Annotated in this window: 16 protein-coding genes; 6 read left to right on the forward strand and 10 right to left on the reverse strand. The window is 63.0% G+C overall.

Annotated features, from left to right (window positions below):
• Positions 1 to 40: 40 nt before the first annotated feature.
• Positions 41 to 1,000: a TAXI family TRAP transporter solute-binding subunit gene (locus OEZ49_RS09030; protein ID WP_397545655.1), complete on the reverse strand. Its 960-nt coding sequence runs from the start codon at positions 998 to 1,000 to the stop codon at positions 41 to 43.
• Between the two features lie 345 nt (positions 1,001 to 1,345).
• Between OEZ49_RS09030 and OEZ49_RS22990 the strand changes: the two genes are divergently transcribed.
• Positions 1,346 to 2,707, forward strand: coding sequence for a calcium-binding protein (locus OEZ49_RS22990; RefSeq protein ID WP_317853163.1), 1,362 nt, complete (start codon positions 1,346 to 1,348; stop codon positions 2,705 to 2,707).
• Positions 2,708 to 2,765: 58 nt separating this feature from the next.
• Here the strand turns inward: OEZ49_RS22990 and OEZ49_RS09045 are convergent, their stop codons facing one another.
• The 5 genes from OEZ49_RS09045 to OEZ49_RS09065 form a co-directional block, all read right to left on the reverse strand.
• The gene (locus OEZ49_RS09045) at positions 2,766 to 3,488 is read right to left on the reverse strand and encodes an alpha/beta fold hydrolase (RefSeq protein ID WP_263387997.1); all 723 of its coding nucleotides are present in this window, start codon (positions 3,486 to 3,488) and stop codon (positions 2,766 to 2,768) included.
• Positions 3,485 to 5,026 carry an ABC transporter permease gene (locus OEZ49_RS09050; protein ID WP_263387998.1) on the reverse strand — a complete coding sequence of 514 codons (1,542 nt, stop codon included), beginning with the start codon at positions 5,024 to 5,026 and terminating at the stop codon, positions 3,485 to 3,487. The genes OEZ49_RS09045 and OEZ49_RS09050 overlap by 4 nt, the downstream gene beginning before the upstream one ends.
• On the reverse strand, positions 5,023 to 6,078 hold the full coding sequence (locus OEZ49_RS09055; RefSeq protein ID WP_164130027.1) for a quaternary amine ABC transporter ATP-binding protein: 1,056 nt from the start codon (positions 6,076 to 6,078) through the stop codon (positions 5,023 to 5,025). The genes OEZ49_RS09050 and OEZ49_RS09055 overlap by 4 nt, the downstream gene beginning before the upstream one ends.
• 72 nt (positions 6,079 to 6,150) lie before the next feature.
• Positions 6,151 to 7,113 carry an ABC transporter substrate-binding protein gene (locus OEZ49_RS09060; RefSeq protein WP_263387999.1) on the reverse strand — a complete coding sequence of 321 codons (963 nt, stop codon included), beginning with the start codon at positions 7,111 to 7,113 and terminating at the stop codon, positions 6,151 to 6,153.
• A 42-nt stretch (positions 7,114 to 7,155) separates the two neighbouring features.
• Positions 7,156 to 8,199, reverse strand: a complete 1,044-nt coding sequence (locus OEZ49_RS09065; RefSeq protein ID WP_263388000.1) for a D-cysteate sulfo-lyase — start codon at positions 8,197 to 8,199, stop codon at positions 7,156 to 7,158.
• Positions 8,200 to 8,308: 109 nt separating this feature from the next.
• Between OEZ49_RS09065 and OEZ49_RS09070 the strand changes: the two genes are divergently transcribed.
• The 4 genes from OEZ49_RS09070 to OEZ49_RS09085 all read left to right on the forward strand — a co-directional run bounded on the left by OEZ49_RS09070 (position 8,309) and on the right by OEZ49_RS09085 (position 17,282).
• Complete coding sequence (locus OEZ49_RS09070) at positions 8,309 to 9,226, forward strand: LysR family transcriptional regulator (RefSeq protein ID WP_263388001.1); 918 nt, start codon at positions 8,309 to 8,311, stop codon at positions 9,224 to 9,226.
• A gap of 116 nt (positions 9,227 to 9,342) precedes the next feature.
• A complete protein-coding gene (locus OEZ49_RS09075; protein WP_263388002.1) occupies positions 9,343 to 10,434 on the forward strand; it encodes an efflux RND transporter periplasmic adaptor subunit in 1,092 nt (363 codons plus the stop codon).
• Complete coding sequence (locus OEZ49_RS09080; RefSeq protein WP_263388003.1) at positions 10,431 to 13,520, forward strand: efflux RND transporter permease subunit; 3,090 nt, start codon at positions 10,431 to 10,433, stop codon at positions 13,518 to 13,520. The genes OEZ49_RS09075 and OEZ49_RS09080 overlap by 4 nt, the downstream gene beginning before the upstream one ends.
• A 183-nt stretch (positions 13,521 to 13,703) precedes the next feature.
• The gene (locus tag OEZ49_RS09085) at positions 13,704 to 17,282 is read left to right on the forward strand and encodes a beta strand repeat-containing protein (RefSeq protein ID WP_263388004.1); all 3,579 of its coding nucleotides are present in this window, start codon (positions 13,704 to 13,706) and stop codon (positions 17,280 to 17,282) included.
• Positions 17,283 to 17,559: 277 nt separating this feature from the next.
• Here the strand turns inward: OEZ49_RS09085 and OEZ49_RS09090 are convergent, their stop codons facing one another.
• From OEZ49_RS09090 to OEZ49_RS09105, 4 genes are all read right to left on the reverse strand, one after another.
• Positions 17,560 to 18,300 (reverse strand): maleate cis-trans isomerase family protein, encoded by a 741-nt coding sequence (locus OEZ49_RS09090; protein WP_263388005.1) that lies wholly within the window; start codon positions 18,298 to 18,300, stop codon positions 17,560 to 17,562.
• A 9-nt stretch (positions 18,301 to 18,309) separates the two neighbouring features.
• Entirely contained in the window at positions 18,310 to 19,476 is a 1,167-nt protein-coding gene (locus tag OEZ49_RS09095; protein WP_263388006.1) for a M24 family metallopeptidase, read from the reverse strand.
• A complete protein-coding gene (locus tag OEZ49_RS09100; protein ID WP_263388007.1) occupies positions 19,473 to 20,624 on the reverse strand; it encodes an amidohydrolase in 1,152 nt (383 codons plus the stop codon). The genes OEZ49_RS09095 and OEZ49_RS09100 overlap by 4 nt, the downstream gene beginning before the upstream one ends.
• Before the next feature lie 140 nt (positions 20,625 to 20,764).
• Complete coding sequence (locus tag OEZ49_RS09105; protein WP_263388008.1) at positions 20,765 to 21,229, reverse strand: Lrp/AsnC family transcriptional regulator; 465 nt, start codon at positions 21,227 to 21,229, stop codon at positions 20,765 to 20,767.
• 101 nt (positions 21,230 to 21,330) lie between these two features.
• Between OEZ49_RS09105 and OEZ49_RS09110 the strand changes: the two genes are divergently transcribed.
• Positions 21,331 to 22,380 (forward strand): pyridoxal-phosphate dependent enzyme, encoded by a 1,050-nt coding sequence (locus OEZ49_RS09110; RefSeq protein ID WP_263388009.1) that lies wholly within the window; start codon positions 21,331 to 21,333, stop codon positions 22,378 to 22,380.
• The last annotated feature ends 267 nt before the right edge of the window (positions 22,381 to 22,647 follow it).

A 22,647-nucleotide genomic window follows, 5' to 3' on the forward strand; every position in this document is an offset into this window, starting at 1 on the left:
AAAACTGGCCCGGCCCCGGTATGCTGCAACGGTCAGAGGCTTACATCTGGTCCGCGGTCAAGGCGACACCCGCCTCCTGATAATACCGCACCGCGCCGGGATGCAGCTTGCCGGTGATGTTCCCCATCATCGCGGCATCGACACCACCCCACCAGGCCGCGCTTTCCGCCATCGACCCCTTGCTCTCCCAAAAGGTCTTGGTCAGCTGATAGGCGGTCTCGTCCTCCATCTTGGTGGTCGTATAGGCGACCACCGGCAACGACGTGGTGACGATATCCTGATCCTGCCCGGCATAGGTGCCCGCCGGGATCACCAGCCGGGTGCGCTTGGTTTGGGCAATCTGCTCGTCATTGAGCGACAGCACCGTCACCCCGGCCGAGGCCGCGGCCTCCACCACGTTCGGCGCGGGCCAGGACCCGGCCGTCACGAACCCGTCGATCTGGCCGTTCTTCAGAGCGGCCACCGCATTCGACAGTTCCGCGTCGGCAATATTGACCTTGCCCTCCAGACCAAACAGCTTGAGGTACTTCTCCCCCTCGGTGGCGCCAAAGCTGCCCTTGCCCAACAGGATCGTCTTGCCCTCCAGATCGGCAAGCCCAGTGGCACCGCTGTCAGCCGACATCACGAAATGCATGGTCAGCGAGGGGATCGGGAACAGCGCCCGGATCTCGTCAAAGGCCGGATCGCCCTTGCCCTCGAACATCGCCTTGCCGCCCTGCGCCAGACCGACCAGAACCGGCGGCGTGGTGAACACATAGTCGCCCCCGCGCGCCCGCACCTCCATCACGTTCTGGACCGAGCCCTGCCCCTCTTCGACGGTCACGATGATATTGCCGCCCGATCCCGCCTTCATCGCCTCGGCGATCTGGACCCCCATCTGGTAATAGGACGTGCCGGCCTTGGCCGATTTATAGGTGACCCGGGTCTCGGCCGCGGCGGGAACCACCATCATCGCCCCAACGGCCAATGCGCCGATCATTGCCTTGAAATTCAATACCATCTTCGAACCTCCCTTGGATTTCCGTTGATAAAGCACTCTGCCCGTTCTCAGGTCAATGGGAAGCCGGCGAAGGGATCCGCCCACCGTCATTCCCCCCGCACCTGCCGGGGCAAAAGCCGAATAACGATAGCCCCCAAACACTCGTCCTGCCCCGTCGGCACAGCCAAAAGGTGATTTTCCGTGCAGTTTCTGCTAGGCTCGCCTGACGATCCGCGCTGCCCAGGCCATTTCCGCATGCGCGTTAAAAATTGCCCGACTGCATTCGTCAGCCACCGGTACTAGGTCTCAAACTCTTTTGCTTCGGCCTGCAACGCCCGGATCGCAAGTCTATCAGAGGGGGGAAACATGGCTGTTTTCAATGCAAACACTGAATTCAGATTAAGCACACTGGAAAACTGGGACGGCGAAGTAACATCCGCCACCGCAACACAGATCACCTTGTCGGACGGGTTTCGCTCTGAAACCTACCGGGGCAGTTTCACCTACTCTCTGGCCGGAGAAGTATTTGGCACCTTGACCGGGATTTTTGAGTATCGGGGGGGCGCGCTTTTCTACAGTCTGACCGGCATGACCGTTGACGCCAACGTCATCTATCGCGCCATCGAGATCGAGGATAACCAGGTGCGCGCGGCTCGGATCATGCTGGCGGGCGCGGATCAGATCAACGGCTCCGCTACCGGATCCGACGAATTGCCCGGCTTCAACGGCAATGACACGATCCTCGGCAACGGCGGCAACGACACGCTGGACGGCGGCGCCGGGAACGACCAACTGAACGGGGGGATCGGCAACGACCTGTTGCTGGGTGGCGATGGCAGCGATACCGCGATTTTCAATGTCACTTTCGCTTCCGCGACATCGCAGGCGGTGTCTGGCGGCTATGAGGTAACCTCGGCCGAAGGGACGGACATTGTCCGCGATGTCGAGTTCTTTCAGTTCTCCGACCGCCTGGTCGCAGCCGCTGATCTGATCCCGGCGCCAACCGATCCACCGCTGGATCTGACCGGAACATCTGGAAGCGATACATTGACCGGCGGCAGCGGCAACGACCGTCTGCTTGGGGATGCCGGCAGCGACAGTCTCGATGGCGGGCCTGGCGCCGATACGCTGAATGGCGGCGATGGCGATGACATCATCATCGGCGGCCCGGGCGAGGGCGATCTGCGCGACATCATTTACGCGGGCGAAGGCAACGACTCGGTTGATGCGGGCGCGGGCAACGACCTCATCTTCGGCCAGGGCGGCAATGACACAATCGCCGGTGGTTTCGGCGTGGACGAGATACAGGGGCAGGACGGGGATGACGTCATCACCGGCTCGGCGTTCAGCGACCTTGTGTTCGGCGGTGCGGGCAATGACTTTGTCAATGGCGGCTTCGGCCATGACCGGATCAATGGCGGCAGCGGCGCGGACAAGTTCTATCACCTGGGCATCTTCGACCACGGTTCGGACTGGGTGCAGGACTATAACGCCGCCGAGGGTGACGTGCTGCTGTTCGGCAATAGTTCAGCTACACGCGACCAGTTCCAGGTGAACTTCAACCACACCGCCAATGCCGAAGGCGAGCGTGCAGGCGACGATGCAGTGCAGGAGGCATTTGTGATCTATCGCCCAACAGGCCAGATCATGTGGGCATTGGTGGATGGCGAAGGGCAGTCCTCGATCAACCTGCAAATCGGCGGCGAAGTGTTCGACCTCTTGGCCTGACCAAGCAATCAAAGGACCGGCGGCGCCCAGCGCCGCCGCCCTGCGACAAAAGAAAACCTCAACCCCGCGCCAGGAACTCTTCCACCAGCAAGTTGAACACGGCGGGACGTTCCATATGCACCGCATGAGCGCACCCGGGCACGACCGCCAGTTGCGCCCCCGGAATCGTCCGCCACAGCCGTTCCGTCTGCGACCAGGGATAGGTCCGATCTCCGTCGCCCCACAGAACCAGGGTCTCGGCACTGATCGACGGCAGATGCTCCACCCCCGACCACACCTGCATAGCACGCAACCCGGAAAGTATCGCGGCCAGCGCGCTTTTCTCGGCAATGTCGGCACAAGCGGGATATTCCGCCGCCGCCTCCTTTTGCAAGAACCAGGTGGCCGCGATCCGGCGCGCCGTGGCTGCAGCCCCGTCCTTTCGGGCCCGTTCCATCGAGGTCTCGATCGGCTCGAACCGCCCTGGCAGCACTCCGATGGCACCTGTACCGTAAAGCACCAGCTTCACCACACGCTCCGGCGCTTGCCGGACCATCTCCTGCACGATCATCCCGCCCATGGAATGGCCCAACAAGTCAAAGCGCTCCAGACCCAGGCGCGCCGTCTCTTCCAGCACCCAGGCCGCGAACCCTGCGATGGTCGAGACCGGCGCCATCTGCGCGTTTTCGCCAAACCCCGGCAGATCGACAGCATGAACCGCACGATCCCAGCCCAGCGGCGACTGCAACTCCCATTGCGCGCTCCCACCCATGAACCCATGGACAAGAACCAGCGGCCTCATCTGCGCCCGCCCTGCACGATACGATCCAGGATCATGGCGCAGAAGAGGATCGAGAACCCGGCCAGGATCCCTTGCCCCACATTCGCATATTGCAACGCTTCTAGCACATCCTCACCCAAGCCTTTGGCCCCGATCAGCGAGGCCACCACAACCATCGCCAGCGACAGCATGATGGTCTGGTTGATCCCGGCCCTGATCGACGGGGCCGCCAACGGCAGATCCACCTTGGTCAGCAGGTACCACTTGTTGGCACCGAAACTGATCGCCGCCTCGCGCACGCTCTCGGGCACGCCCCTCAGCCCCAGCACGGTCAGGCGCACCACCGGCGTGCCGCCGAAGATCATCGTGGTGACGACCGCAGCAGGCTTGCCGGTGCCGAAAAAGGCGATCACAGGGATCATAAACACAAAGGCGGGCATCGTCTGCATGAAATCCATGATCGGCTGGATTGCCGCGTAAAACCGCGGCCGCCGCGCCGCGAACATGCCCAGCGGAATACCGATCAGGATCGACAGGCAAGCCGCCGTACCCAGCAGCGCCAGCGTCGTCATCGCCTTTTCCCAGAACCCCAGGAACCCCATATAGGCCAGGAAGGCGCCGGAATAGATCGCCATGCGCACCCCCGCAGTCAACCAGGTCAAGAGGATGATCAGGCTGGCGATCACGATCCAGGGCGTACTGACAAACACGATCTCCAGCGCGTCCAGCATCAGCCGGATGCAATAGGTGATCGCATCGAACAAGGCCTCGCCGTTCAGCACCGCCCAGTTGAAAAACGCCTCGACCCAGTCGATGCTGATCAGCCGGATATCGGGATCGGTCGGAAAGCTGGCCAGCAGCGGGAAACGCCCCGGAAAACTGTAATGCAGCATGGCCGCCGCCACGATCAGCGCCATGAATACCGCGCTGAACACGATCTGCGGCACCGGCATGCCGAACCGGACCGTCCGGTCGCTCAGCCAGTCCGAGAACCGCGATTCCAGCGCGGTATTGGCCACGATGGCCTGCGCCAGCTTGGCCAGCACCAGAATGGCCAGTCCCGCCAGCGCAATCGACGGCCCCTGCGCCGCCAGCGCCTCGGCCTCGGCCCGGATACCGCCGATATTGGCCTCCAGCGACTCCACCGTGCGGGTATAGACATCCACCTTGTCCGACCCGCTCTCGATCGCCGCCGCCAGTTGCTGGCGCCTGAGTTCCAGCGTCCCCTCGATCGAGGCGATCCGCGCCATCGCATCCGCGCCCAGATCGCCGAACAGCCCGCGGGCGATCTGGACGAAAGCAATCGCCTCCAGGATCAGGAACGGCAGCGCCCAGGACCACAGCCCGCGCGCCCCGAACCAGATCGGCCCGAACAGCCCCGCAAACAGGTTGAAGGTCGGCGTGAACCGGGCCGAGGCACCGATCTTGTCAAAGTTCCGGATATAGTATTCCGGGTTCGTCCGCACAAAGGTGGCGATGTCCTCGCGCCGCTTGCGGGCATAGGCCAGCGCCGCTTCGCTTTGCGTATCTTCCAGTGGATTGATGCCGAGATCCGTCATGATACTTCGGTTCCCTCAATGACGGTGCGCAGCAGATCGGCACGGGTGATCACACCGACATCGGCACCTTCCGCCTGCACCAGAATGGGATTGTCGTCGTCTATCGCCAGGGTGATCAGGTTGCTCAGCGTCTCGCTTTCGTCCACCCGCCGCATATCGGCGGGCAGCGGCCCGGCCCGGCTCACATATTCGGCAATCGGCTGCATCACCGCATGCGCATGCACAACCTTCAGCCGCGAAATCCCGGCGACAAAATCGGCCACATAATCATCGGCCGGATGCATCACAATATCCTCGGCCGTGCCGATCTGAACCATCTTGCCGTCGCGCATGATCGCGATCCGGTCACCGATCCGCACCGCCTCATCCAGATCATGGGTGATGAACACCGTGGTTTTCTTCAGGATCTTCGACAGCCGGATGAACTCGTCCTGCAACTGGCGGCGGATCAGCGGGTCCAACGCCGAGAACGGCTCGTCCATCAGCAGCACATCGGGGTTGGCCGCCAGCGCGCGTGCCAGCCCGACCCGCTGCTGCATACCGCCGGACAGCTCGTGCGCGAACTTGGCGCCCCAGGCGCCGAGTTCCACGATATCCAGAATGGCCGCCGCCTGCCGCATCCGCTCGTTCTTGGCCACTTTGCGGATTTCCAGCGGCATCGCCACGTTGTCCAGCACCGACCGGTGCGGCATCAGCGCAAAATTCTGGAACACCATCCCGATCTTCTGATTGCGGAACCTCTGCAACTCGCCCGGGCCCAGCGCCATCACATCGGTGCCCTCGATCTCGATCTTTCCCGCCGTCGGCTCCAGCAACCGGTTGAAATGCCGCACCAATGTCGACTTGCCGCTGCCCGACAGGCCCATGATGCAGAAGATCTCGCCGCGATTGATCGACAGGCTCACATCGGCCACGCCCACGACCGCGTTGAACTCGGCCAGCACCTCGGCCTTGCTCAGGCCCCGCTCCAGAATGGCCTGAAGCGCCGCCTCCGGCCTGCCGCCGAAAATCTTCCAGACGTTTGAAAGCTCAATAACTTTTTCTTGTGCCATCATGTCCTACCGGGCGCGTTCAAGGCAGCGGAGAAGCGGCGGACAACACCGCCGCCCTCCCTATCCGTGACGTCAAAGGCCAAGCATCGCGTCCACGCGATCCGAGTTCGCGGCGACCCATTCCTTGGCCACTTCCGCCGGATCGCGATCCTTGGCGCTGATCTCATAGGCCAGCGCGCTCACATCCGATGCGCTCAGTTGGAACTTGCCAAAGAATTCGGCAATCGCGGGCGAACGGTCGGCCAGCGAGTTCGACCAGGCTATCTGCACCTGCTTCAGCGCATCCTTCGAGGCGACCATCGACTTCTGGTACCAGTCGGCATCGTCCGAGGGCTGCACCATCACGTATTTGGCCGGGTCATAGGCGGGCTCGCTCAGCATCACGACCGGGAACATGAACCACACCGCATGCGGCTCGTAGCAGTAAAAGGCATAGCCCTCGCCCTTGGCGATGCTGTCCTTGATGCGCGCGGTCTTCACCGCTTCCTCGGCCCGGATCGGCTCGATGAAATCGAGCAGGCCGTAATCGCGCACCTTCACCTCGTTCACATTGGCCGAGGCCCAGCCCGGCGCGCCGATCCACATCTCGCCCTTGCCATTGCCATCGCTGTCCATCGCTGCGGCCACATCGGGGCGGCCCAGGTCGGCGATATCGGTGATGTTCATCTTGGCGGCGAAATCCTGGCTCACGCAGAAACCCTGATTGCCCTCATAGGGGTTCGACGACAGGGTCACGGTGCCCTTGCCGTCGACATATTCCTTGGTAAAGCTCTCCTGATTGGGCAGCCAGACATCGGGATGCACGTCGATATCGCCCTTGCCCTGGTCCATCGCCTGGAAAATCGTGGCGTTGTTGCCCGGCACATATTCGACGGTACCGCCGATACGGCTTGTCACCACCTCACCCAGCACATGTGCGATGGCCTGCGCCCCGGTCCAGGACGGCACCCCGATCTTGACCTCTTCGGCCTGCGCCGCCAGCGCCAGGGGGCTGATTGCCGCTGAAAGGATCAGCGCCTGAAACTTGGATTTCATTTTCGTCTCCTCTGTTGGTTATCGCCGTTGTTCGGCGTCTTTTCAGTTCAGTGAAGCAAGCAACTGGTCCTGATAGGCAAACAGCGCCGTCGACCCGCCAGTGTGCAGGAACAAAACCCTTTCGGTGGGTTTGAAGAAACCCTGCCGCACCATTCCGATCAAACCCGCCATGCCCTTGGCCGAATAGACCGGGTCGAGCAAAATGCCCTCCTGCCGCGCAAGCAGGCGGATTGCCTCCAGAGTACTCTCGGCCGGAATCCCGTAGCCCTCGCCGACATAGCCGTCATCGACCAGGATCTTGCTCAGCGGGATGCCCTCGGCGCCCAGCTTTTCCAGCGTCTTCTGGGTCAGTGCATGCACCGCGTTCATCTGGCGCTCGCGCGGTTGCCGGACACTGACACCCATGACCGGCAGCGCATGGTCCAGCGCATGGAACCCGGCGACCAGCCCGGCCTGCGTGCCGGTGCTCCCGGTACCCATCACCAGCCAGTCAAAGGCCTGACCCGTCTCACGGGTGTGATCGACGATCTCCTGGGCGCAATTGGCATATCCCAGCGCGCCTGTAGGATTCGAGCCGCCGCCCGGAATGAAATAGGGCCGATGACCCTGCTCGCGCAGCTTCGCGGTGACCGACTCTGCCTCGGAGTTCATGTCGAGACCTGCGGGCCGGAATTCGTGCGTGGCGCCAAACAGGTTGTCGAGCAGGACGTTGCCTGTCTCTTCATAGCTCGCGTCGCGCCCGGGCACCCGCCGCTCCAGCAGCACGTGGCACTTCATGCCGACCTTGCACGCTGCCGCCGCGGTCTGGCGCACATGGTTGGATTGCACCGCCCCTTGCGTAACCAGCATATCCGCCTTCTGCTGCATCGCCTCGCCGACCAGAAACTCCAGCTTGCGGGTCTTGTTGCCGCCCATCGCGAGACCCGTGCAATCGTCCCGCTTGATGAAGATCGAAGGCCCGCCCAACAACGCGCTAAGTCGCGGCAAGGGCTCGATCGGTGTTGGGCGATGACACAGCGCAGTGCGCGGAAAACGATCGAAGTCAATTCTGGCGGCGCCACGCGGCAGCGTTTCGATGTTGGACATGACAAATCCTGATGCGAGTTTCGTTGGCACAAGACTGCGACAGGGCTTTCCACCGATCCAATGCTATGTTTGGATGACATTATGCAAAATTTGCATGAGATCGGAAAAAATGGACATCCTCCACTTCAAAGACCTTGAGCGTCTGAAACGGACCGGCAACTTCTCCCAGGCTGCCGCCCTAGGAAACCTGAGCCAACCGGCGTTCAGCCGCAGGATCAAGGCGCTCGAAGCCTGGGTCGGCGCCACCCTGATCGACCGGACACACCAGCCGGTCACCCTGACAATCGCGGGCGAGCAGATGCTCGAAGCCGGGTTGCAGGCGCTGTCCCGGATCGAGCAAGAGCGCAGCCAGATCCTCGAAGCGCTGTCGCTTCCCGACAAATATGTCGTCACCTTCGGCGCCCAACACTCCATCGGCTGGCGGTTCTACCCCGCCTGGCTGCAAGAGCTCGAAGATGCCTATGGCCCCGTCCTGTCCCGCCTTCGGGCCGACGATTTCCCCAATTGCATGCGTGACCTGCAAAACGGCGACGTCGATTTCGTGATCGCCTATGTCGGCGCCAACACGCCGCAACACCGGATGGTCGAGTCGATCAAGATCGGCGAAGACCAGCTTGTCCCGGTCTGCAAACCCAACGCGGACGGCTCGCCGCTGTTCGATTTCGACACCCCCGGGGTGCGCATGCCCTTTTTGCGCTTCGGCGACGCCGCACCGATCGGAACGCATCTGGAACCGCTGTTCCAGCGACACAGGATATCCGACTGCCTGCGAACGGTCTATGAAAACTCGATGGCTGGGGCGCTGCGCATCCGCGCGCGTTCCGGCGACGGGGTCGCCTGGCTGCCCAAGAGCCTGGTGCTGCCCGACCTGGAAAGCGGCATCCTGGTCCGCACCGGCAAGCCCGACTGGCTGGTCGACCTGTCGATCCGCATGTTCCGCAACAAGGAACGCTCGAACCGGGTGACGCGCTCGATCTGGACCTTCCTCGAAGTCCGCCAATCCGTCTCTCTGGTCAAGGAGGGCTGACAGACGCCCGGCCCTGCAAATTTCCAACACGCTTTACGTTGCCAGCGGAAGGTGGTGTTCTATCCTCAGTCCCACGTCCGCCCCACCTTGCGACCCCGATTGGAAAAGCACAGCTCATGTCCATCTGGCGACAGTTTCTGATTATCCTGCTGGCCGTGGGTCTCTCTTACGCCGGGTATGAATACTATCAGCGCTCTCTGGGCGACACTGGCGCCACCTCCGAGGGCGCAAACCGCCGCTCCGGCACACCGGCGGTCGTCGAACTTGCCCGGGCCGAGATCCGCACCCTGAGCGACACGGTCGAAGCGGTTGGAACCACCCGCGCGCGCCAGTCCATCGACATCGTGCCCGAGGCCGACGGCCGCGTCGAAAAGATCCTGTTCGAACCCGGCCGGCAGGTGTCAAAGGGGGCCACCCTTGTACAACTCGACGACACCATTGCCCGCGCCGATCTGGCCGAGGCCGACGCAAAACTGATCGAACGCGAACGCGTGCTCGAACGCGTGACCCAGTTGCGCGGCTCCAGCACGGTCTCCGAGGCGACGCTCGAAGAGGCCATCGCCCGGCTGGCCGAGGCCCGCGCCCAGCTCGACCGGGCCGAACAGCGGCTCGCCGAACGTGTCATCCGCGCGCCCTTTGCCGGTACGGTCGGTCTTGCGGATGTCGATCAGGGCGCCCGGGTGACGGCCGGAACCTATATCACCCGGCTCGACGACCTGTCCGAGGTCGAGGTCGAATTCTCCCTGCCCGAAACCCTGTTTTCCCAGATCACCCGGGGACAGGCGATCACCGCCACCAGCCCGGCCTTTCCCGACCGGGAATTCGTTGGACAGATCGAGGCCGTGGACACCCGCATAGACCCGGTCAGCCGCTCGTTTCGCACCCGCGCCGTGATACCCAACTCCGACGGCACACTGCCTGCGGGGATGTTCATGTCGCTGCAACTGACCCTGTCGCAAAGCGACCGCATCGTCGTGCCCGAAGAGGCGATCGTCTTTCAGGCCGCCGAAACCTATGTCTTTGTCGTCACCGACGGCAAGGCGCAGCAGGTCACGGTCAGCACCGGCCAGCGCCGCGACGGGGTCGTGACCATCGAACGCGGTCTCGATGAAGGCGCCGAAGTCGTTATCCGTGGCCTCCACCGCGTCCGCAATGGCGGCGCGGTCGAGGTGCTGAACCCGCCCCAGGCGGCGAAGAACGACTCATGACACTGACAGATCTCTCCGTCCGACGCCCGGTGCTGGCCGCCGTCGCCAACCTGCTGCTCATCGTGATGGGCATCACCGCGCTGCGCGATATCCCGGTGCGTGAACTACCGGATGTGGACAATGCCGTTGTCACGGTGACCACAACCTATCGCGGCGCCGCACCCGAGGTGATCGACACCGACATCACCGAAACCATCGAAGGCGCCGTCGCCTCGATCTCGGGCATCCGCTCGATCAGTTCCGAAAGTCGTCAGGGCTGGTCGCGGGTGGTGATCGAATTCGCCGCTGGCCACGATGTCGATATCGCCGCCAATGACGTCCGCGATGCGGTCGGCCGCATCCGCGACGACCTGCCCGACGAGGCCAACGCGCCCGAGGTCGAGAAGAGCGACGCCGACTCCGATCCCGTCATGCGCCTGGCAGTGGTCTCGGACCGGATGACCACGGCCGAGATCACCGATTACATAGACCGCTTCATCGCCGACCGTCTGGCGACACTGGATGGAGTCGCCAACCTGCGCGTCTACGGCGAGCGCGCCTTTGCCGTCCGCATCTGGCTCGACCGGCGCGCGCTGGCCGCGCGCCGCCTGACGGTCGAGGATGTCGAACGCGCGCTCCGCCGCAACAATGTCGAACTGCCCGCGGGCGAGGTCGCCTCGACCAACCGGCAACTCACCGTCCGCCTCAACAGCCGGTTGCAAAGCATCGACGATTTCCGTGACGTGGTGCTCGACCGGATCGAGGGATACCCCGTCCGCCTGCGCGACGTGGCCCGGGTCGAACCCGGCGTCGCCGACGATTCCACCATCGCCCGCAGCGACGGGCGCGATGCGGTGGGCGTCGCGGTCCAGCGGCAAAGCCAGTCCAACACCTTGCAGATCTCGCAAGCGGTGCGCGCCGAGATCGACAAGATCAACCCGACCCTGCCCGAGGGGATGGAAATCCTCGTGGGCTCCGATGACGCGCTCTTTGTGGGCGCCTCGATCCGCGAGGTGGTCATCGCGCTCCTGATCTCGCTGGCGCTGGTCGTCGCGGTCATCCTCGTCTTTCTGCGCTCGCTGCGCGCCACCCTGGTGCCTGCGGTCACCATCCCGGTCTCGCTGATCGGGGCTTTCGTGCTGATCGGGGCCTGGGGCTTCTCGATCAACACGCTGACGCTGCTGGCACTGCTGTTGGCCATCGGCCTTGTCGTCGACGACGCCATCGTCGTGCTGGAAAACATCCAGCGGCGGATCGAAAACGGTGAAACCCCGCTGGTGGCCGCCGTCAAAGGCTCGCGCCAGGTGACATTTGCGGTGATCGCCACCTCGGTCACGCTGATCGCGGTCTTTGTGCCGCTCTCCTTCATGCCCGGCCAGGTCGGCCGCCTCTTTATCGAGTTCGGCTGGGTCATGGCCGGCACCGTGGCGATCTCGACCTTTGTCGCCCTCACCGCCTGCCCGGCGCTGGCCTCGAAACTCCTGGTCAAAAGCAAGGGCGAAGCCAGGGACGCGCCCGACGAACCCCGGGGCGCCGTGCAGCGGACCTATGCCGCCTTCCTCAGGCACGCGCTGCGCATGCCGCTTGTCGTCCTGGTGTTCACGGCGGCAGTAACCGGCGGCGCCGCGCTGCTTTACGGCTCCCTCCCGCGCGAGCTGGCCCCGCGCGAGGATCGCGGCGTCGGTTTCGTGCCGCTGACCGCCCCCCAGGGCAGCACCGTGGAATACACCGACCAGGCGGCGCGTCAGGTCGAGGCGCTGCTGCAACCGCTGCGCGATCAGGGCGTGGTCGAAACCGTCTTTACCTTTACCGGCTGGGGCAACCGCGCCTACCGCTCCTTTGTCGTGTTCCGCCTGACCCCCTGGGAAGACCGCGACATGAGTGCCGCCGATGTGGCCAGTTCGCTTGCCCCGAAAATGCGCGAGGTCACCATCGCGCGTGGCTTCCCTGTGACCCCGGCGGGGCTTGGCCTGCGCGGCAACTCGACCCCGGTCCGCGTCGTGGTCAGCGGCCCCGATTTCGACAGCGTCAAAGGGTGGGCCACAACCCTCCTCGCCAGCGCCGAGGAGATTGAGGGGCTGGTCAACCCCGAGATCGACTTCGAACAGAACCTGCCGCAGCTTGAGGTCCGCATCGACCGCGAACGGGCCGACGATCTGGGCATCTCGATCGACGCCATCGCCACCACGATGCAGTCGATGCTGGCCTCGCGCCAGGTCACCACCTTTGTCAGCCGAGGCCGCGAATACCCGGTGCTGCTCCAGGCCGAGGAGCGCGACCGCAGCGCCGCCTCGGATATCGACAACATCTACCTGCGTTCTGGCGACGGCAAGACGCTGGTCCCCCTGGGCGCGCTGGTCAGCGTGTCCGAAAACGCCGCATCCCCATCTCTGCGCCGGTTCGACCGGCTGCCCTCGATCCAGCTCTCCGGCGCGCTGGCCTCGGGCGCCGACCTTGGAACCGTGCTGGGACAACTGGAACAGAAGGCGGCCGAAATCATCCCGGCCAGCGGCAAGCTGGGCTATGACGGCCAGTCGCGCACGTTCAAGGATACCTCGGCGGGCGCGGTCACCGTTTTCGCCATGGCGCTGCTGATCGTGTTCCTGGTCCTCGCCGCCCAATTCGAAAGCTTCGTACATCCGTTCATCATCCTGCTGACCGTCCCGGTGGGTGTGGCGGGGGCGATCTATGCGATGTCGGCGGGCGGGCTGTCCTTCAACGTCTACAGTCAGATCGGCATCATCCTGTTGATAGGTCTTGTAGCCAAGAACGGCATCCTGATCGTGGAATTCGCCAATCAGCTCCGCGACGAGGGCAAACCGGTGCGCGACGCGGTCATCACCGCCTCGGTGCTGCGCCTGCGGCCCATCGCGATGACCGTCGTCTCCACCATCCTCGGTGCCCTGCCCCTTGTCCTCGCCTCTGGTGCGGGCGCCGAAAGCCGCAATGCCATCGGCACCGTCATCATCGCCGGGCTGGGCCTGTCGGCGGTGCTGATGCTGGCGGCCACGCCGGTGCTTTACGATCTGCTCGCCCGCTATACCAAACCACGCGGCGCCGTCGAAAAGGCGCTGGAACAGGAACTGACCACCGCCGGTCAGAGCTGAGGCGCCGGAAAACGCCAACACAACGCGAGGGTGCCGGGAAACGTGTCCTCACCGCCGTCTGGCCCGTACCAACCGATGACCAACCGAGCGGCGACTCTGCCGAGGTCTCGGTTTTTGTGTTAAGGTCGGGATCAGAAATGATTCCTTTTCAATTAATGTTCTATAGCCTGGGAAAGTTAAGTTATGGTCGATCCGAGCCTTTTTACCACTGTTAGCGACAACTCACTTCTGCCTTTCGGCGGCACGTTGATTGCCCAGGGCGACGACAACGAAGAGGGGCCGTTCGACATCACGGCGATCTTCGAATCCGGTTTCACCTTTGGCAGCCAGACATTCACCGAAATGATCATTGGCACCAATGGCGGCGTGACCTTCAATCTGGATGTACCGGAGGTCTATATAAACAACACCCTGTTGGGTGTCCCCTTCTCCATCGCGCCGTTCAACGATGACATGGATACGCGGACACTCCCGCCCGGACCCAACCCGGGTGTCTATTTCGACACGAACACGGATCGCGATTCCGTCGTGGTCACCTGGAACAACATCGGGCGGTTCTCGAACAACGTGACGACGCCAAACACGTTCCAGCTCGAGATCATGGATCTCGGCGATGGAGATGCCGAGCTGATCTTCCGCTTCTTCGACATGCAGGGCAGCAATTCCGGCTTCCAGATGGGCGCGGCGACCGATGACGGCTTGCCGATCTACCTGACCGGCGGCAGCGCCACCGACCCGCTGGGCCTGGCGGCCGATCTCGAAACCCTCGTCGGCAATACCGGCGTGGCCGGTGTCTGGCAGATGCGGGTCATCGATGGTCAGCTTCAGTCGACCGACTTCGGCGGCGAGGTCCAGACCGGGAACTCTGCGAACAACACGCTGAACGGTACCGGGTTCAATGACGTGCTATCCGGCGGCGCCGGCAATGACACGATCTTGGGGCTTGCCGGGATCGACACGCTGAACGGCAACGAAGACAACGACTCGATCAGCGGCGGCGGCAATGCGGACCTCATCCATGGGGATGATGGCGACGACACACTGCGCGGCGACGACGGCAACGACACGATCTTCGGCGATAGCGGTGATGATGTTCTCTACGGAGGCAGCGGCACCAACGAGCTGGAAGGCGGCGCCGGCGCCGACGCGCTCGATGGCATCGGTGGCAACGCGGTCGCATCGTATTCCACGTCGACGACCGGCCTGCGCGTGGACCTGAGCAACCCCTCGTCAAACACCGGCGATGCGGCAGGCGACACCTACAACACCGTCTATGACCTGCGTGGCTCGGCCTTTGCCGACGAGCTGGTCGGCGACAGCAACAATAACGACATATTCGGCGGCTCCGGCAACGACAGTCTGACCGGCAACGCCGGTATCGATCTGCTAGAAGGCAACGAAGGCGACGACCTGCTCAACGGCGGCGAGGGCAACGACACGCTCGATGGTGGCCTCGGCGCCGACAATTTGATCGGGGGCACCGGCAACGACTTCGCCAGCTATCGCAACGCCACCACCGGTATCGTTGCCGACTTGGCTGACCGCACAGCCAATACTGGCGAGGCGGCCGGCGATGCCTATTCCGAGATTATCGGACTGATCGGCAGCAAATTGGCCGATACGCTCGCGGGCAACACCAGCGGCAACGATCTGCGCGGCGATGACGGCGACGATGTCCTGATCGGGCGTGACGGCAATGACACCCTGCGCGGCGACGATCAAGACGATATCCTCAATGGCGGTCTGGGCGCCGACCAGCTGAACGGTGGGGCCGGGACAGACACAGCCTCATATGCCGATGCGACCAGTGGTTTGATGGTCGTTCTCCTTAACCCCGGCTCGAACACAGGTGAAGCAGCGGGAGACACCTACCTCTCGATAGAAAACCTGTTGGGGTCCGGCTTCGACGACAACCTGACCGGAAACTCCAGCGCCAACCTGATTGAGGGCGGTACCGGCAACGACACCCTGTTCGGCGAAGGCGGCGACGATACCCTTCGGGGCGGCACGGGCGAAGACGGGCTGAACGGCGGCACCGGCTCTGACACTGCGGATTACTCCGAGGCGACCGCCGGAGTGAACGCCGACCTGTCGAATGCCGCAGGCAATACCGGCGAGGCCCGTGGCGATACCTATTCCAACATCGAGAACCTGATGGGTACGGGCTTCGGCGACACGCTCACCGGGACCAACGGTGATAACACCCTGTCCGGAATGGCCGGCGATGACCTGTTGCATGGCAACGGCGGGACGGACAATTTTGACGGCGGCGAAGGATCGGACACGGTCTCTTACTCAGGCGGCAGCTTTGTGGTTGTCGACCTCGAAGACAACAGCGCCAACGCGGGCGAGGCCGCGGGCGACACGTTCACCGGCGTTGAACACCTGATCGGCACCGACAATTCCGACGACCTGCTGGGCGATGACGCAGGCAACAACCTCTTCGGTGGCGGTAATGTCGACAACCTTAACGGCCGCGGCGGCGACGATACCCTGCGTGGCGGGGCCGGAAATGACAGCCTGACCGGCGGCAGCGGCGCCGATCACTTCATGGTCGAAACCGGCATGGGCAACGATGTCGTGACCGACTTCGCCCTGGGCGAGGACAGCATAGACTTCTCGCTGTTGTCCTCAGCCGAACGGGATGCAGTCACCTTCTCGACCAATGGCAGCGGCCACCGTGTCATGACCCTGGGCGATGGATCGACCATGACCTTGACCGGGGTGGCGGGCAATTCCGAGCCCACCGGGGCTGTGACGATCTCGGGCACCCCGCAAGTTGGGGAAACCCTGACCGCCAACTCCGACGGCGTGTCGGATGCCGACGGCATAGACACATCGACAGAGACAGGCCAATGGCTGCGTGACGGCACGCCTATCGCTGGTGCGACGGGCGAGACTTATACCCTGGTGGCTGCCGACATCGGCACCCAGATCTCGGTGCGCTACAGCTACACCGACAACTTAGGCACCAACGAAAGCGTCACCAGCGCGGCCACCGTGCCGGTGACCAGCGGGTCGCTGACCCTTGTCGGCACCCCTGCCCCTGACACGCTCGAAGGGGGCGAGGGCGATGATGACCTCTCGGGCCTGGGCGATAATGACGTTCTGCGCGGCTTTGGCGGCAACGACACGCTGCGGGGCGGCGATGGCGCCGACACGCTCAATGGCGGCGACGGTGACGACCTCATCCTTGGTGGCGACACGGCCTCGGATCTACGCGACGTGATCTTTGGCGGCGAAGGCAACGACAGCGTCGACGCAGGCTCCGGCAATGACCTGATCTTCGGCCAGGGCGGCAACGACACCATCGCGGGGGGTTTTGGGGTCGACGAGATCCAGGGCCAAGACGGTGACGACGTCATCACCGGCTCGGCCTTCTCCGACCTGGTGTTCGGCGGTGCGGGCAATGACTTCGTCAATGGGGGGTTCGGGCATGATCGGATCAATGGCGGCAGCGGCGCGGACAAGTTCTATCACCTGGGCATCTTTGATCATGGCTCTGACTGGGTGCAGGACTATAATGCCGCCGAGGGCGACGTGCTGCTGTTCGGCAATGCTGCCGCTACCCGCGCCGACTTCCAGGTCAACTTCGCCCATACCGCCAGCGCCGAGGGCGAGCGCGCCGGGGATGACGCGGTGCAAGAGGCCTTTGTGATCTACCGGCCCACCGGACAGATCATGTGGGCATTGGTCGATGGGCAAGGGCAGTCCTCGATCAACCTGCAAATCGGTGGCGACGTGTTCGACCTGCTGGGGTGAGGGTCCGGCCCTGACAAGTGGGGGGCGGGGTAATGCCCGCCATTCTCACCTGTCAGGGAGCACGGAAAACGCTCCGCGACGGCGTACAAAACGGTCAATCCGGGGCCAAAGGCACGTACAAAACGGTCAATTTGGGGCTCTGATCGGGGATCTTGGCAACCCTTGGCGTTGTCGTGGTGGCAGCCCGCATCGTGGGCCGCCTGGTCTCAGATCGGTGGCGCCCGGCCTGATTGAAAGGCAGCCATGTTTGATTTGGTTCCGTTTTTGGTCGGCGGCTCTAACTGAACAACCGGCCCAATTCCGGCCTGCTGTCCCGTATACCCGCGAGGTGCAGCATGTGCCAACCAAGGGCAAGGTTGCTTGACACCACCGGCACACCGATACGTTTTTCGACGGCGGGAATGACATTCAGGCACCGCAGATTGGTGCAGGATACGACAACCGCATCGCAAGGCGCCTGCCCCGCAACCCGTTCGACCGCTGCGGCAATCGACGCCTCGGAAATCCGCGCCACCACCCGGTCGTCACCTTCCTCGAACGAACCGAAACCGGCGATCTCGAACCCGGCCTCTTCCAGTTTTCCACGCATCCCGGCCGAAACTTCGGGAATGTAAGGCGTTACAAAACCCAGTTTTTTTACCCCAAGATGCCGACATGCCGCGATGATCGCGGCCAGCGGATCGGTCACCCGCGCTCCGGCGCATACGCTCTCGATCGCACGGGCCACATTCGCCGAACCGATCACGGTCGAGGCCGAGGTGCAGCCGAACCCGATGGCATCGAAGCGCAGCGACGATGGCATCAGCCGGGCCGAAGCGGGCAAATCTTGCTCCATCCGCGCCAGAGTATCGGGCCGGATCTCGGGCACCATCGGGATGCGGCTGTGATAGAGCGCGACCCCGGCCAAATCCATCATTCGCGCAAACTCAGGCTCCAGCGTTTCGTCGGTCTCGAGCACGATAACACCCAATGTCGCCCGCGTGCCGATCCCCTCGTCAGTGGTGAAATCTATTTTCATTACAACCTCTTAGATGATGGGAAGCTCGGGCGCGGCCCGTTCCGTCAGAAGTTGCGCCCCGCCCTTGCGCACCACGATGTTTTCCTCATGCACCATGATCCGCCCGTCCCCATAGCTGAGCGATGGTTCCAGCGTCAGCACCATGTTTTCCACGATTTCGGTTGTATCCCAAGCGGCATGTGACGGCCATTCGGTCAGTTGCATGCCCAGGCCGTGCCCAAGCCTCCCGACATCGCCACCCCGGCTGTCCACCTCGGCGATAACACCCTGCATTGCCTTGAAAATATCTCGGCATGTCGCTCCGGGGCGTGCCGTGGCCAAACCGGCCTCGGTCGCGCGCCAGAGCACGTCATAGGCCCGACGAGAGGCGTCGTCGGCACTGCCTATGGCCCAGTTGCGGTCGAAATCGCAAAAATATCCATCCCAGGTCGACCCGGTATCGAGCATCAGGATATCGCCCCGCGCCAGCGGACGGCGCGAGGGAGGCGAGATCACGTCGTGATATCCGCCTTGATCGGCACCACCCACCAGATAAGGAATGTCATCAGCCCCCTGCCTCAGCATCTCGCGGCGGAAGGTCCGAAACACATCCTCCAGCGGCTGCCCCTGATACGCCATCTCGGGCAATCGGGCAAAGCTGCGCGAGGCTATTGCGGAGGCATAACCAATCTTTTCGACCTCTCTCTCGGACTTCACCATGCGCAGATCCCGGATCAGACCAGTCGCATCCGCGATCCGCAGCCCGGCAAGCCCGGCCAGCAGCCGTTCGTAATCATTGAGCGGCATACGCAGATGGGTTTCGTGCCCTTTCAACAAACCAACGACTTCCCTGCGCGACGCATGAGGTGCAAGCAATTCGGTCAGCAGGCTGATCCCGTCATCGTCAGGTGCCGGCGCGCTCCAGGTCCGGATATCCTCGATCCAGGTTGCGCGCATCAGTTCGGCTCCGATCTCGGGGATGACCGCCACCGGCTTGCCCGTGGCGGGCACGAACAGGAACCAGGGACGTGTCGGGCTTTGCCAGAACAGCGTGTGAAACCCGCTGAAATAGCGCATCTCGGGTTCCGTAGTCAGCAACAGACCCGCCAACCCGTCCCGGGCCATGGCTGCCTGCGCCTTGGCGGTGCGCGTCGCAAATTCGGCCTCGGGGAAACCTCTTTCGGGTATCGTGGTCATTCGTGCTCCTGTCGGCAAGGCAGCCGGTCCTGAACCAGCCTGACCCAGAATTCTGCGCCAATTGGCAACAGCGCATCGTTGAAATCGTAGTTCGAGGAATGGAGCGGCTGGCCGTGCGCGCCCTCTTCACCATTACCAAGCAGCAGGAAACACCCCGGCACCTTGGCCGAAAATTGCGCGAAATCCTCGGAAAAACTCATCGGCGCGCGGTCGCGAACCAGATCGCAGCCAGCGGCCTCGGCCGCCCTGTAGACAGCTTCGACCGGGACGGGGGCGTTGATCGTTTCGACAAACTGCGTATCGAAAGCCACAGCGGCGGAAATGCCATGTGCTGCCGCGACGCCCTGTGCCATCTGTCGCATGAGATGCTCCACGGTGCCCCGATCCTCCGGCGACCGGGACCGGAAATCACCTTTTAGCGTGGCCTTGCCCGGCAGCACATTGCGCAGACCGTCGGTCAGGAACTCGGTGACGGAAACCACTACCCCAGCACCCGGGGCCATCTTGCGCGAGACAATCGTCTGAAGCGCGGTCACGATCTCGGCGCCGACGGTGATGGCATCGACACCGGTCTGGGGCATCGAGGCATGGCCGCCCTGCCCCTTGATCTCGATCTCGAACAAGGTCTCGCTGTTGCAGATGATCCCGGCACGGGTCGACACCTGCCCCACCGGTGCTCCGGGCAGGTTGTGGATGGCATAGACCTCTTCCACCGGGAACCGATCCAGTACGCCCTCGTCCAGCATGGCGCGTGCACCCAGCCCGTGTTCTTCGTTCGGTTGAAACAGGAAGACCACAGTGCCGTCGAAATCCGGCGAGGCCACCAGCCGCTCGGCGGCGCCGAGCAGCATGGTCGTGTGGCCGTCATGGCCACAGGCATGCATCACATCTGAGGTCTCGGAGGCATAGTCATGCGCCGAGGTCTCGGTGATCGGAAGCGCATCCATATCCGCGCGCAGCGCAATCGCACGATTGCCGGTGCCATTCCTCAGAACCCCGACAACACCCACCCCTTCGTGCACCTCCAGTCCGATGTCGCGCAGGAACGCGGCGACGACCCGTTTTGTACGATCTTCCCGAAACCCAAGCTCGGGATGCCGATGCAGGTCGCGCCGAAGCAGCATCATCCGAGATTCAAAATCGCCCATCCAGGTCCCTTCCGGCCAGTTGCACCATTCATAGCGCAATCGATTGCGGGTTAGGCATCACCGGGCGGTCACTGCGGCAAAAAGATTTTCGCGAACGGGCGGTTTGCCGACCGGTTTCGATAGCTCTTTCCGGGCGCTGCTCAGATCGGCAGTTCCAGCCCGACCTTTGTCCGCTCCATCGCCACAGATGTCCGGAACCGCCTGACATTCGAATTCTCAAAGAACAGCCGGTGCGTCAGCGCCTCGAAGTCCTGCATGTCGCGGGCGGTACAGATCAGAATGAAATCCGCCTCGCCCGTCACATAGTAGCATTGCTGCACCTGCGGTTCGGCCTTGGCCCGTTTACGGAACAGATCCAGTTGTTGCAGCGATTCCCGTTCCAGTTCGACCAGAACGACAAATGTCATGCGACAGTCGAACTGCGACGGGTCGAGCACCGCGACTTCCCTCTGGATCAGTTTTGCATCGCGCATCCGCTTGAGCCGGCGCTGAACCGAGGGGACCGACAGGCCGCATTCATAGGCCAGCTGCTCCAGCCCGGCACGGCTGTCTTTCTGCAACACGCGCAGAACCGTCAGGTCAGCGTCATCGAGAACCAGGGACATGTCGAATCCTTACGCTATGGGTCGGGATGTCGAGAAATATTATCGGTCTTCCGGCCAGATATGAACACATCGGCTCGCAAACCTTCTGTAATTTGCCGATCATGACACACGCACAATCCCTCGACTTCACCCCCGATTTCGCGCGCGCCTTGCGGTTTTTCAGAACTCAGGCGTCTTATACCGTCTCGCCCCTGCACCAATTGACCGGACGGGATAGCATTACGGTCCTTGCCAAGGACGAAACCGGTCGGATGGGTCTGGGAGCGTTCAAGGCCCTGGGCGCGCCCTATGCCGTTGCGCGCATATTGGACGCCGCCTGGCACCGGCAAACCGGCGAGACACTGACGCCCGCGCGCTATCAAGATGACGATGTGCGTGCCTTCGCGGCAGAGTTCACCTTTGTCTGCGCCAGCGCGGGCAATCACGGAATGGGCGTTGCCGCAGGTGCGGCCGCGATGGGCGCCAAGGCGCGTATCCATCTTGCGGCCACGGTGCCCGGCGGTTTTGCGGATCGTCTGCGCGCCTTGAGGGCTGAGGTGGTCCGCTCGGGCAAGGTCTATGATGAAAGTGTCGCCGCCGCCGTCGCCGATGCCGAAAGCTCCGGCGCCGTCCTGCTCGCCGATGGCACCTGGCCGGGGTATACAGAAATCCCGAAATGGGTGATGGAAGGGTACTGCGTCATCGCCGAAGAGCTGCGCGAAAGCTTCGAAGCCTCCGGCCAGTGGCCGACCCATGTCTTTCTTCAGGCGGGTGTCGGCGGGCTGGCCGCCGCCATGGCGTACATGATCCGTCTGAACTGGTCGCAACAGCCCGAGTTGATCGTCGTCGAACCTGAATTCGCTGCCTGCTTGCAGACCAGCCATCGCGCCGGTCACCCGGCCCGCGCCGACGGCCCAGAATCCGACATGGGGCGACTTGACTGCAAAGAGCCCTCCATCGTCGCTTGGGCCGCGCTTGAGGCGGCCGGGGTCACTTATTTTGCACTCTCCGAAGCGGAAGGCGCAGCCGCAGCCGATGCGGTCACCGAACTAGGTATTCCAACCACCCCGTCCGGAGCGGCCGGATATGCCGGGGTTCTCAAGCACCCAATGACGGCAGTTGGCGGTGAGGTATTCCGCCCCCTGATCATCGTGTCAGAAGGCCGAACGTAACAGGCGCAAGCGATTCTTTCAGACGAATGGCACAGAAAGCTCGAAAAACAGAATACTCGCTTCGCTTGCCGTACCAATTCAACGTAATTGACCCCGGGTGAACTAGCGAGTTACCCCGGGGTCATATAGTTCTAGAATACACCCATCGGCGGCCTGGCTGCGGACGCAAGTCAGTTCCTGCGCCCGCCCGCGAAACATGCACACTCGTCCCGAAAAACCAAGTAAGGTGGCCACTCACCTCCACCCTACAAAGTGCGCCGACACCTG

Origin of the sequence: Ruegeria marisflavi (assembly GCF_025673445.1) — a bacterium.
GTDB lineage: Bacteria > Pseudomonadota > Alphaproteobacteria > Rhodobacterales > Rhodobacteraceae > Ruegeria_B > Ruegeria_B marisflavi.

Coding starts and splice junctions, on each gene's coding strand:
- OEZ49_RS09030 (WP_397545655.1), bottom strand. CDS start 1,000: ATGGTATTGAATTTCAAGGCAATGATCGGCGCATTGGCCGTTGGGGCG.
- OEZ49_RS22990 (WP_317853163.1), top strand. CDS start 1,346: ATGGCTGTTTTCAATGCAAACACTGAATTCAGATTAAGCACACTGGAA.
- OEZ49_RS09045 (WP_263387997.1), bottom strand. CDS start 3,488: ATGAGGCCGCTGGTTCTTGTCCATGGGTTCATGGGTGGGAGCGCGCAA.
- OEZ49_RS09050 (WP_263387998.1), bottom strand. CDS start 5,026: ATGACGGATCTCGGCATCAATCCACTGGAAGATACGCAAAGCGAAGCG.
- OEZ49_RS09055 (WP_164130027.1), bottom strand. CDS start 6,078: ATGGCACAAGAAAAAGTTATTGAGCTTTCAAACGTCTGGAAGATTTTC.
- OEZ49_RS09060 (WP_263387999.1), bottom strand. CDS start 7,113: ATGAAATCCAAGTTTCAGGCGCTGATCCTTTCAGCGGCAATCAGCCCC.
- OEZ49_RS09065 (WP_263388000.1), bottom strand. CDS start 8,199: ATGTCCAACATCGAAACGCTGCCGCGTGGCGCCGCCAGAATTGACTTC.
- OEZ49_RS09070 (WP_263388001.1), top strand. CDS start 8,309: ATGGACATCCTCCACTTCAAAGACCTTGAGCGTCTGAAACGGACCGGC.
- OEZ49_RS09075 (WP_263388002.1), top strand. CDS start 9,343: ATGTCCATCTGGCGACAGTTTCTGATTATCCTGCTGGCCGTGGGTCTC.
- OEZ49_RS09080 (WP_263388003.1), top strand. CDS start 10,431: ATGACACTGACAGATCTCTCCGTCCGACGCCCGGTGCTGGCCGCCGTC.
- OEZ49_RS09085 (WP_263388004.1), top strand. CDS start 13,704: ATGGTCGATCCGAGCCTTTTTACCACTGTTAGCGACAACTCACTTCTG.
- OEZ49_RS09090 (WP_263388005.1), bottom strand. CDS start 18,300: ATGAAAATAGATTTCACCACTGACGAGGGGATCGGCACGCGGGCGACA.
- OEZ49_RS09095 (WP_263388006.1), bottom strand. CDS start 19,476: ATGACCACGATACCCGAAAGAGGTTTCCCCGAGGCCGAATTTGCGACG.
- OEZ49_RS09100 (WP_263388007.1), bottom strand. CDS start 20,624: ATGGGCGATTTTGAATCTCGGATGATGCTGCTTCGGCGCGACCTGCAT.
- OEZ49_RS09105 (WP_263388008.1), bottom strand. CDS start 21,229: ATGTCCCTGGTTCTCGATGACGCTGACCTGACGGTTCTGCGCGTGTTG.
- OEZ49_RS09110 (WP_263388009.1), top strand. CDS start 21,331: ATGACACACGCACAATCCCTCGACTTCACCCCCGATTTCGCGCGCGCC.